Genomic DNA, 10,142 nt, shown 5'->3' with positions numbered 1-10,142 from the left:
CTGGCGGCGCTCGGCGTCCGCCTGGTGATCCACCCGGTCTCCGCGATGCTGGCCGCCGCTGCGGCGGTGCAGCACGCGTTCCGCGAGATCCTCGGCACCGGCACGGCTGCCGGCGTCGAGCGCATGGCCTGGAACGAGCTGACCGACCTGGTCGGCCTTCCGCAGATAGTGCAGGACGAACAGCGGTACGCCGCAGGCGCGGCGGCCGTCGAGGGAGGACGCTGATGAGCGAGAACCAGACCACCGTGATCGTGGCCGGCGCCGGAGCGGTCGGACTCACCGCCGCCCTGGTCCTGGCCCGGGCCGGAGTGCGGGTCACCGTGCTGGAGGCGGGAGACGAGCTGGCGAGCGAGTCGCGGGCCTCGACCTTCCACCCGCCGAGCCTGGAGATGTTCGACGACCTCGGGGTACTGGAAGCGCTGATGGAGCGTGGCATCGTCTCCACCGGCTTCCAGTACCGCGACCGTCGCACCGGCCCGATCGCGAACCTCGATCTCGGCATCCTGGCCGAGGACACCCGGTTCCCGTTCCGGGTGCAGTGCGAGCAGAGCAAGCTGACGCCGATCCTGCTCGAAGCCCTGCAGGGCTTGGCGAACGTCACCGTCCACTTCGGGCAGCGTGTGGTCGAGGCATCGACCACCGCCCAGGCCGGCACCGTCATCACCGAGAAGGGCGAGGTCTTCACCGCCGACTGGGTGCTGGGCGCGGACGGCTCGAACTCGCAGGTCCGGCAGAGCGCCGGCTTCACCTTCGAGGGGATGACCTACCCCGAGCGGTTCCTGGTCGCCTCCACCACCGAGGACCTGGAGAGCGTGCTGCCGGGCATCGCCGCGGTCAACTACGTCTTCGACCCCACCGAGTGGCTGGTGGTGCTGCGCACCCCGGAGCACTGGCGGGTGCTCTTCCCGACCGACGCCGACACCGCGGACGAGGTCGAGATCGACCCGGAGCGGGTGCAGGCCCGGCTGCGCGGCGTCGCCGACCTCGGGCGGGAGTGGGACGTCCTGCACACCACCCTCTACCGGGTGCACCAGCGGGTCGCCGACACCTTCCGCAAGGGACGGCTGATCCTGATGGGCGACGCGGCGCACATCAACAACCCGCTCGGCGGGATGGGGATGAACAGCGGCGTCCACGACGCCGTGGTCGAGGCGAAGGCGCTGCTGGCGCTGCTGGAGGGCACGGGCACCGAGGCCGACCTCGACGCCGCCTGCGAGGCGCGCCGTCAGGTGGCGCTCTCCTACGTCAAGACGATCACGCACGACAACTGGGAGCGGTTGCGGCAGACCGATCCGGTGGCCCAGCAGGCCTACCACGACGAGCTGCGGGCGCTGGCCGCCGATCCGGTGCGGATGCGCGCCCACCTGCTCAACACGTCGATGATCAACTCGTTGAGCCTGGGCAGGCCGGTCGCGGTGCTCGGAGGATCCGGGGCGTGATCGCGCGGGAGAACCCGGCACGCCTGCACGAGAGCGTGGGCGCGGTCCGGATCAGCACGCCGCGCGAGGTGGACGCGGCGGTCCGTGCCGCTGCCGACGCACAGTCGGCGTGGGCGGCGAACCCGGTCGCCGAGCGCTCCCGCCTGCTGCGAGCGGCGGCCGACGGCCTCGACTCCCACCTGGACGCCATCGCCGAGCTGACCGCACGGGAGACCGGCAAGGTGCTGGGCGATGCGCGCGGCGAGGCGGGCTTCGCCGCCACCGTGCTGCGCTGGTACGCCGGACGCGCCGCCGAGCTGCTGCGCGACGGCGGCTCGGACGACGAGCGCGGGCGGCTCACCGTGCGGCACCGGCCGTTCGGCGTGGTCGCGGCGATCACGCCCTGGAACGCCCCGTTGATCCTGGCTGCGCTGAAGGTGGGCCCGGCGCTGGTGACCGGCAATGCGATCGTCGTCAAGCCGTCGCCGCTGGCGCCGTTCGGGGTGACCATGATGCTCGAGCTGATCGCCTCCGCGCTGCCCGAGGGGCTGGTGCAGGTGGTGCAGGGCGAGGCCGAGACGGTCACCGCGCTGGTCGAGCACCCGGCGGTCGCGCGGGTCGCCTTCACCGGCGGCGAGATCGCCGGCCGGGCGATCGCGGCGATGGCCGGTCGCGCGCTGACCCCGAGCGTCCTGGAGCTGGGCGGCAACGATCCGGCGATCGTGCTGGCCGACGCCGAGCTGGACGACTCCGGCTACGAGCGGATGCTGATGGCGGCGTTCGCCACCAGCGGCCAGGTCTGCATGGCCCTCAAGCGGCTCTACGTCCCGGTCGAGCGTCATGACGAGATCGTGGCCGGGCTGAGCGCCGCGGCTGCGCGGGTGCTGCACGTGGGCGACCCGCTCACGCCCGGGGTGAGCATGGGCCCGGTGGTCTCGGCGGTCTCGGCCGACCGGGTGCGGGGGCTGGTCGCCGATGCGCGGGCCCGCGGCGCCGAGGTCCGCGAGATCGGCACCGCCGTCGGAGATCTGAGCCTGGGGCACTTCGTGATGCCGACCCTGGTCCTGGGCGCGGCCGACGACGATCCGATCGTCGCCACCGAGCAGTTCGGGCCGACCCTGCCGATCCTGGGCTATCGCACCGTGGAGGAGGCGGTCGCCCGCGCCAATGCGGGTGACCTCGGCCTGGGTGCCTCGGTCTGGTCGGCCGACGAGGACCGGGCCTTCGCCGTGGCCGCCCGGCTGGAGGCAGGGTTCACCTTCGTCAACACGCACAACCGGACCGGGATGGCGCTGCATGCGCCGTTCGGCGGGGTGAAGCGCTCCGGCTGGGGGCGCGAGTACGGAGACGAGGGCCTGCTGGAGTACGTGCAGCCGTGCGTGATCCATGCTCCCGGCGCGTTCCGGGCCGGCGCTACGGCGCTCGCCGCGACGGCCTACCCGGTGGGGTGAGCCGACGGGGGACAAAAAAGCCCCGACAACCGGTTCCCAAGAACGACGATAGAATATATGATTTGTAGCACGGGTGGTTTGCTTGCCGTTCTGCATTCTTGGAGGGATTGACGCATGAGCCAGAACCTCAAATCGGTTCAGGAGTACTTCGACGAGGCGGGTCCCACGGACGTCACCGCGCTCTTCACCGATTGGAAGGCGCTGATCGACCGGCTCGCGGCGAAGGTCCAGACGCGCTTCGCGCTGGAGCGTGACCCGTCGTCGGAGGCGTTCGAGTCGTTCTCCGCCGAGAACGGCCCCTCGGGGAGCGTGCGCGCCTACTCCGGGCCCGAGATCGACTGGATGATCCACTCGCACATGGAGAACGCCGCGATGGGGTTCGTCAACGTGCACCTGACGATCTGGCTCGGGCCCCAGGTCCGGGTCCCGCACTTCGGGATGGCGCTCGGTGCCTTCCCGCAGGGCTGGCTCTTCCTGGACTCGGTGCCGCGCTCCAACTTGGTCACCGACCTCGACTACTACGACCGCTACTACGGCCCCTTCAACGAGGAGTGGGAGCAGGTCCAGGCGCAGAACGACTTCATCACCCCGTTCGTCAGCCGCAGCGCGCACGTGCGGGCCAGCCTCTCGCCGATCGCCTACTGCTTCATGGCGCCCGGCGACGAGCGCACCACCAACCTGGTCACCGAGCTCGCCGAGCGCCAGCTCGACCGCTGGCTGACCTGGGTGGAGGAGGCCGAGCCGGTCCCGGTCGAGGAGCAGGCCGCACTCGCCGCCCAGGACGAGGCCGCCCGCCGCGCGATCGCCGAGCGCGACCCCGCCAACGAGATGGGGGACCGGTTCTTCGGCGAGGAGAAGACCCAGCAGCTGATCCGCGCACTGTGGGGCGGCGACCGCGTCCTGCCCCGGCCGCACCTGCGCTGAGGCCCGAGATGGAGTCCACCGACACGTCGCCCTGGGTCCGGTCGCACCGGACCGCGGTGCGCGTGCAGGGAGCGACCGCGCCCTACGACACTCTCCACCTGACCATCCGCTACCCGGCACTCGCCGCGCGCGACGACGTCGAGCGGATGAGTGGTGCGCTCGCGCTCGACCCGGCAGGTGCCCCGTACCCGGTGGTGATCGTGCTGCCGGGGATCAACGTCGCCAGTGCCGGCTACCTGGAGCTGGCGACCGCGCTCGCCGGGGCCGGTCTGGTCTGCGTCACCTTCGACTGGGTCGGGGAGCTGTTCCCCGGCCAGTACGGGCTCACCCCCGGCGTCGACATCGAGGCCGTCACCCCGCAGGCGTACGGCGCGCGACCGACCACCCCGGCTCTTGCCGTGGTGCTCGACGCGCTCACCGAGCAGCAGGCCGAGGGGCCGTTGGCCGGCGCCCTGGCGCTGGACCGGATCGGCGTCTTCGGGCACTCGGCCGGCGGCACCGTCGCGTTGCAGTCCGCTGCGCCGGCCTGGTTCCCGCAGGTCCGGGCGGTGGCCACCTACGGGTCGCACACCCTGGCCTCGCAGCAGCTCGGCTTCGCACCGAACACGCTGCTCGCCTCGCCGGCGAAGGTGCCGGTGATGCTGGTCGCCGGCAGCCAGGACGGCGTCGTCGCGGCCAGCGCGATCCGCTACGGCGAGCAGGCCGGCGCCGTCGGCCATGACCCGGTGCGCCGGACCTTCGAGGAGGCACTGGCCGATGCCCCCGAGGCCTGGCTGGTGCAGCTTGCCGGAGCCGGGCACCTGCTGCCCTGTGACGTCGAGGACCCGACCTCCGCCCGCGGCTTCCTGGAGTCGCCGCCTGACGGCGACCAGGCGCAGCTGCGGGCCCTGCTCGCTCGCACCCTCATCCGATTCTTCGCTGCCTGGCTCAAGGACGACCGCGCAGCGCACCACGAACTCGAGGGCTGGCTCGCCGCCCCTCGTCCCGAGATCGCCGACATCCGTCGGCGCTAGGAGGCATCGTCATGTTCAAGAACTTCTGGTACGCCGTGGAATTCAGCGAGGTGCTGAAGCCGGCCAAGCCGATGAAGGTCAAGCTCCTCGGCCAGCAGCTGGTGCTCTACCGCAAGTCGAGCGACAACTCGGTGGTGGCGATGTCCGACCTCTGCGTGCACCGCGGGGCGGCGCTGTCGGGCGGTGAGGTCAAGAACGACTGCATCGTCTGCCCTTACCACGGGTGGGAGTACAACCCCGAGGGCGTCGTGGAGAAGATCCCCGCACATCCCCAGCAGGGCATCCCGCGCAAGGCGCGGATCGACTCCTACCCGACCCAGGAGAAGTACAAGTTCATCTGGGTCTACATGGGCGACCTGCCCGAGGAGGAGCGCCCGCCGATCCCCGACTGGTCGGTGATCGACGACGACGTGAACTTCCGCGCCGTCACCGGCTCCTTCCTGTGGAAGTCCAACTACGAGCGGATCCTGGAGAACGGCGTCGATGTCGCACACACCCCGTTCGTGCATGGCGGCGTCTTCGGCAACAAGGAGAAGCCCGAGGTTCCCGAGTTCGCGATCGAGGAGTCGGAGTGGCACTGCAAGGTGTCGATCGAGCTCTTCCCGCCGCGCTCCAAGGGCCTGTGGGGCCTGATCAACCCGAACAAGCAGGACCTCGCCAATCGGCCGCCGGTGCCGGTCTCGACGACCTGGTGGCTGCCGAACCTGCTGCTGTTGGAGATCGGCACCCCGATGGGCCCGATGAAGATCTTCGACGTCAACATCCCTGTCGACGAGGAGACCACGATGGTCAAGTTCGTCGCGCTGCGCTCCTTCTTCAAGGGGGCCTGGGCCGACGCCGACGCCAAGCGCCGGATCTTCAAGGTGCTCAAGGAGGACCGCGACATCGTCGACGCCGTCCGTCCCGAGCTGCTGCCGTTCGACCTGTCGGCCGAGCTGCACGTGAAGAGCGACTACAACGCGGTCAAGTACCGCCGCCGTCGCCAGGAGCTGATCGACCTGGGCTGGGACGTCGACGACAACACCATCGTCGGCGAGGGCCCGGCCCGCGTCGAGGCGCGGGTGATCCCGTCGCCGACGCGCAAGGCGGTCCCGGAGCTGGCCAGCGCCTGGAACTTCAAGGAGGCGCAGAGCCGCCGGATCCGCGAGTCCGGGCAGAGCGGCAAGGTCGCGCCGCTGCGCAAGGAGCGCCGCCTGGTCCACGACGACCCGCCGGCCGCGCCGTCCGCCGAGGGCGACGCTGCCACGCCTGAGACAGCCGCCGCCAAGCCTGCTGCCAAGCCCACGGCCAAGCCGGCGAAGCCCGGCCCCAAGCCCGACTCGAAGGAAGTGAACGCATGAGCCTGCCCGGAGGACTCTGCAACCGCACGGTCGACGCCCTGATCGAGCGCGCCGCACTCACCGAGGTGCTGGGCGCCGACGGTGGCCCGTTCCAGGTGCTCGGCTCCGTGATGGGGCCGGACCCGGTCGGCGCGGTGCGCGTCTTCACCGGTGAGAAGGTCGCCAAGGCGGTCTACGTCGGCATCACCGTTCCGCAGATCGGGCTGGACAGCCACATGGTCTTCGCGTTCATGCCCGACGGCTCGCCGGTGCCGCACTTCACGCTCGACTCCGTCGCCGGTGGCGGGTACTACGCCTTCCACCTCGACCTGATCCAGCGCGTCGACGCCGGCACCCACATGGTCTACAACGACTGGGCGCACACCCCGCTGACCGGCACCTACAACGAGGTGCTCGAGCTCGAGGGGCTGAGCAAGGCGCAGCTGGACCCGCGCCAGCTGACCGTGATGTCGTCGTGGATGCTGGCCAGCCGCGCGTCCGAGGACGCGTTCGCCAAGCTCGACGGCCCGGTCAACGCCTACCTGGAGCACTGGCTCTCGCTGGTCGACGGCGAGGTGCCGGCCGAGGTGCTGGCCGACATCGCCGACACCGACCTGGCGGTGCGGGACGCCCGCAACCGGAGCCTGCTGTTCAGCCCCGACGTGGACAAGGTGTGGGCCCAGATCTCGCGCCTGGTCACCGAGCCGGTCGCCGAGCAGATCCGCCTGCAGCTGGTCACGAACGAGGTCGTCCGATGAGCGACGTCGAGACCAGCGAGTGGCAGAAGAGGATCGAGGGCGAGTGGCACGGGATCCCCGGCCTCTTCGACGCCCAGGGCAACCACGTCGGCTTCGAGTACATCGCCCGCGCGAGCGAGGTCACCGCCGAGGGGGCGCGCTATTGGATGGACTCCAAGCTCTCCGGTGCCGGCCCGCTGCGCAACCGCTTCGAGCTGGGTGCGCAGTTCGACTTCGGCGTCGTCGACTCCGATGAGAACCGGGTCTACACCGGTCCGGACTTCTACGGCACCGGCCAGCCCTACGGGCTGTTCGTGGACGCCAACTACTACTCGCCGGGCTGGCAGGCCGACCTGCGCACCTGGAACCAGGTGCTAGCCGACGGCGAGACCCAGGTCTACTCCTCGGTGCTGCACGACGGCTGGACGGTCTGCGCGGTCTTCAACGGCGTCTACCTGCGCACCCTGGACCGGGAGACCAACCCGGAGACCCAGCGCCGGGTCGACGAGTGGCGCGCGCTGGAGATGGAGCGCGGCTCCAAGCCGCAGGTGCTGCCGACCAAGGAGTCCGGCGCCTGGGTGGGGGAGCTGTTCCTCAACGGCGCCGACCAGAGCGCCGAGGGCAAGGTGCAGGTCGAGATCGCGCACACGCCGACGTCGTTGCGCTCGGCTCGCCACACCATCACCTGGAGCGGCGACCTGGAGCGGCAGTACGCCTTCGACCGCTACCGCGACGGTGCCCGCACGATGTTCGAGGGCCCGGAGGTCTACGGCAACGCGACCGGCTACGGGCGTGCCCTGTTCACCGTCCAGCACCTGGTCGGCAAGGACGCCGAGGGCGCGGAGAAGATCCGCGGACGCGAGTTCCTGATCGACCCCACCACCCGTGAGCTGGCCATCGTCTGGCAGCTGATGCACGGTGACACCACCACGCACTTCGTGCACGGCTCGTTGCAGTGGGAGGCCCGATGAGCGCGCAGGTCGTCGTGGTCACCGGCGGCACCCGCGGGATCGGCTTCGGCCTGGCCCGTGAGTTCCTGGCCCGTGGCTCGCGGGTGGTCATCTGCGGTCGCACCAGCGAGGCGGTCGAGCAGGCGTTGGAGTCGCTGGGCGGGGGCAACCACGCCACCGGCCTGGCCACCGACGTCACCGACCGGGCCGCCGTCCAAGCCTTGTGGGACCACGCGGTGGCGACCTTCGGGCGCGTCGACGTCTGGGTCAACAACGCCGGCGTCTCGGCGCCGCGCGGGCCGCTGAGCGCTGCCCCGACCGGTGAGGTGGCGACCGTCGTCGACATCAACCTGATCGGCACGCTGAACGGTGCCGCGGTGGCGTCGGCCGGCCTGGCGGCGCAGCCCGGAGGCGGCTGGATCTGGAACATGGAGGGCTTTGGCTCGCGTGGCGAGCACCAGCCCGGGATGGCGATCTACGGCGCCTCCAAGCGCGCGGTGCAGTACCTCACCGAGGCGTTGGTGCGTGAGGTGGAGGGGAGCGCGGTCAAGGTCGGCTACCTCTCGCCGGGCATCGTCGCCACCGACCTGCTGGTCCGTGACTACGACGCCGACCCCGAGGGCTTCGAGAAGGCCAAGAAGATCTTCAACATCCTCGGCGACAAGGTCGAGACGGTGACGCCGTGGCTGGCGCAGCAGGTGCTCGGTGCCTCCAAGAACGGCACCCGGGTCGCCTGGCTGACCAAGCGCAAGGCGATGTGGCGCTTCATGAGCGCGGGGTTCAACAAGCGCGACCTCTTCGCCCAGGGGGCCTGATGAGCACGGCGACCGAGGTCGTCCTCGCCCGTGGCGTGGACGTCTGCACCGAGTACAACGTGCCGCTCGCCGTCGAGGACTTCGCGCCGGTGATCCTGGCCGGCATCGCCTTCTGGTACCTGGCCCAGGCAGTGCGCGTCGCGCTGCCGCGGGCGTACCCGGTGGCGCTGGTCGGTGGCCTGGTGGTCACCCTCGGCGGTCTCGCGAAGGCCACCTGGAAGATCCTGGTGGCGACCGGGTGCTGGGAGTACCCGATCCTGGAGAACCTGCTCTTCCCGTGCATCGCCCTCGGTTTCTCCGCGACCGCCTGGGCGGCGTTCAGCCTGGCCAAGGGCCGGGAGGCCAACCCGTGGCTCTTCGTCGCGTTCCCCCTGGCGGCCGGGCTCGGCTCCGGCTGGATGAGCTGGTCGGCGGGGGAGTACAAGAACTGGCCGCTGCTGATCGCGGCAGCGGTGGCGGCGTGCGTGATGGCCATCTCGCTCGCGGTCGTCGCGTTCCGGGCGGGCAAGCGCTCCGTCGGCTACCTGCTGGTGATCTACACGCTCGGCACCAACATCCTGCCGCCGCTGGCCGCGCAGCCCGCCCAGTCGCTGGAGATCCAGTGGGCCGAGCAGCTGACCAACACCGCGGTGCAGGCCAGCTTCCTGGTCAGCGCGATGTGGCTGCTCTCCTACTACCGGGAGCGCGCTGCGTCCGGCGCCGTCGAGGCCACGGCCGAGGCGGGGGTGTCCTGATGGGCGCGGACCGCCTGGGCTGGCGCCGCAAGTTCGGCGTCATCGCGCCCAGCACCAACACCATCGTGCAGCCCGAGTTCGACATGATGCGGGTGCCGGGCGTGACCTCCCACTACGGCCGGATCTTCATCCCGGACGGCCGCATCGCCACCGATGAGGGCATGGAGAACCTGTTGGTGCAGATCCGCGCCAACATGGACGCTTGCGTCGAGAGCCTGATGACGATGCAGCCCGACTACATGGTGATGGGCATGAGCGCCGAGACCTTCTGGGACGGCGTCGAGGGCAATCGGCAGTTCGTCCAGCAGATCCAAGGCCTCACCGGCGGCCTCGGCGTGGCCACCGGGGCGGAGGGCTGCGAGCGCGCGCTGAACCTGTTCGGCGCCAAGAAGATCGCGGTGCTCACCCCGTACACCCCGATCGGCGATGCCAACGTGCGCAAGTTCTTCACCGAGCTCGGCTTCGAGGTCGGTCAGATCAAGGGCCTGTGCGTGAACAGCGCGGTCGAGATCGCGCACGTCACCGAGAAGACCCTGCGCGAGTCGCTGATCGAGATCAACGACTCCGACGTCGATGCGATCGTGCAGTGCGGCACCAACCTGTGCATGACCGAGCTGGCCGACGAGGCTGAGCGCTGGCTCGACAAGCCGGTGATCGCGATCAATGCCGCCACCTGGTGGATGGCGTTGCGCGACAACGGCATCGAGGACCGGCTGCACGGCTTCGGCACCCTGCTCCGCGAGCACTGATCCTGCCCACGGGCGTTGGCCTTCCCCGCCTC

At 70.4% G+C, this 10,142-nt stretch carries 11 protein-coding genes; all 11 read left to right on the top strand.

Going from position 1 to position 10,142, the window contains the following annotated elements; all coding sequences use genetic code 11:
* On the top strand, positions 1-225 hold a 225-nt coding region (locus ABD151_RS15565; RefSeq protein WP_343995688.1), incomplete at its 5' end, for a hypothetical protein.
* Positions 225-1,439 (top strand): FAD-dependent oxidoreductase, encoded by a 1,215-nt coding sequence (locus ABD151_RS15560; RefSeq protein WP_343995687.1) that lies wholly within the window; start codon positions 225-227, stop codon positions 1,437-1,439. The genes ABD151_RS15565 and ABD151_RS15560, both read left to right, overlap by 1 nt.
* Complete coding sequence (locus ABD151_RS15555) at positions 1,436-2,869, top strand: aldehyde dehydrogenase family protein (RefSeq protein ID WP_343995686.1); 1,434 nt, start codon at positions 1,436-1,438, stop codon at positions 2,867-2,869. Before ABD151_RS15560 ends, ABD151_RS15555 begins: the two co-directional genes overlap by 4 nt.
* A gap of 114 nt (positions 2,870-2,983) precedes the next feature.
* Positions 2,984-3,793 carry a hypothetical protein gene (locus ABD151_RS15550; protein ID WP_343995685.1) on the top strand — a complete coding sequence of 270 codons (810 nt, stop codon included), beginning with the start codon at positions 2,984-2,986 and terminating at the stop codon, positions 3,791-3,793.
* Positions 3,794-3,801: 8 nt separating this feature from the next.
* Complete coding sequence (locus tag ABD151_RS15545) at positions 3,802-4,806, top strand: alpha/beta hydrolase family protein (RefSeq protein WP_343995684.1); 1,005 nt, start codon at positions 3,802-3,804, stop codon at positions 4,804-4,806.
* 11 nt (positions 4,807-4,817) lie between these two features.
* On the top strand, positions 4,818-6,146 hold the full coding sequence (locus ABD151_RS15540) for an aromatic ring-hydroxylating dioxygenase subunit alpha (protein ID WP_343995683.1): 1,329 nt from the start codon (positions 4,818-4,820) through the stop codon (positions 6,144-6,146).
* On the top strand, positions 6,143-6,883 hold the full coding sequence (locus tag ABD151_RS15535) for a hypothetical protein (RefSeq protein WP_343995682.1): 741 nt from the start codon (positions 6,143-6,145) through the stop codon (positions 6,881-6,883). The genes ABD151_RS15540 and ABD151_RS15535 overlap by 4 nt, the downstream gene beginning before the upstream one ends.
* Positions 6,880-7,833, top strand: a complete 954-nt coding sequence (locus ABD151_RS15530; RefSeq protein ID WP_343995681.1) for a hypothetical protein — start codon at positions 6,880-6,882, stop codon at positions 7,831-7,833. Before ABD151_RS15535 ends, ABD151_RS15530 begins: the two co-directional genes overlap by 4 nt.
* Positions 7,830-8,627, top strand: coding sequence for an SDR family oxidoreductase (locus tag ABD151_RS15525; protein WP_343995680.1), 798 nt, complete (start codon positions 7,830-7,832; stop codon positions 8,625-8,627). The genes ABD151_RS15530 and ABD151_RS15525 overlap by 4 nt, the downstream gene beginning before the upstream one ends.
* On the top strand, positions 8,627-9,361 hold the full coding sequence (locus ABD151_RS15520; RefSeq protein ID WP_343995679.1) for a hypothetical protein: 735 nt from the start codon (positions 8,627-8,629) through the stop codon (positions 9,359-9,361). The genes ABD151_RS15525 and ABD151_RS15520 overlap by 1 nt, the downstream gene beginning before the upstream one ends.
* Positions 9,361-10,110 carry a maleate cis-trans isomerase family protein gene (locus ABD151_RS15515; RefSeq protein ID WP_343995678.1) on the top strand — a complete coding sequence of 250 codons (750 nt, stop codon included), beginning with the start codon at positions 9,361-9,363 and terminating at the stop codon, positions 10,108-10,110. The genes ABD151_RS15520 and ABD151_RS15515 overlap by 1 nt, the downstream gene beginning before the upstream one ends.
* Positions 10,111-10,142 lie beyond the last annotated feature (32 nt).

This window comes from Nocardioides dubius, assembly GCF_039528155.1.
GTDB classification, from domain to species: domain Bacteria; phylum Actinomycetota; class Actinomycetes; order Propionibacteriales; family Nocardioidaceae; genus Nocardioides; species Nocardioides dubius.
This window is presented reverse-complemented; position numbering and strand designations above follow the sequence as displayed.

Bases quoted from the DNA above. Each gene is read 5' to 3' on its own strand.
- ABD151_RS15535 (WP_343995682.1), top strand. From the start codon at position 6,143: ATGAGCCTGCCCGGAGGACTCTGCAACCGCACGGTCGACGCCCTGATC.
- ABD151_RS15530 (WP_343995681.1), top strand. From the start codon at position 6,880: ATGAGCGACGTCGAGACCAGCGAGTGGCAGAAGAGGATCGAGGGCGAG.
- ABD151_RS15520 (WP_343995679.1), top strand. From the start codon at position 8,627: ATGAGCACGGCGACCGAGGTCGTCCTCGCCCGTGGCGTGGACGTCTGC.
- ABD151_RS15545 (WP_343995684.1), top strand. From the start codon at position 3,802: ATGGAGTCCACCGACACGTCGCCCTGGGTCCGGTCGCACCGGACCGCG.
- ABD151_RS15540 (WP_343995683.1), top strand. From the start codon at position 4,818: ATGTTCAAGAACTTCTGGTACGCCGTGGAATTCAGCGAGGTGCTGAAG.
- ABD151_RS15550 (WP_343995685.1), top strand. From the start codon at position 2,984: ATGAGCCAGAACCTCAAATCGGTTCAGGAGTACTTCGACGAGGCGGGT.
- ABD151_RS15560 (WP_343995687.1), top strand. From the start codon at position 225: ATGAGCGAGAACCAGACCACCGTGATCGTGGCCGGCGCCGGAGCGGTC.
- ABD151_RS15525 (WP_343995680.1), top strand. From the start codon at position 7,830: ATGAGCGCGCAGGTCGTCGTGGTCACCGGCGGCACCCGCGGGATCGGC.
- ABD151_RS15515 (WP_343995678.1), top strand. From the start codon at position 9,361: ATGGGCGCGGACCGCCTGGGCTGGCGCCGCAAGTTCGGCGTCATCGCG.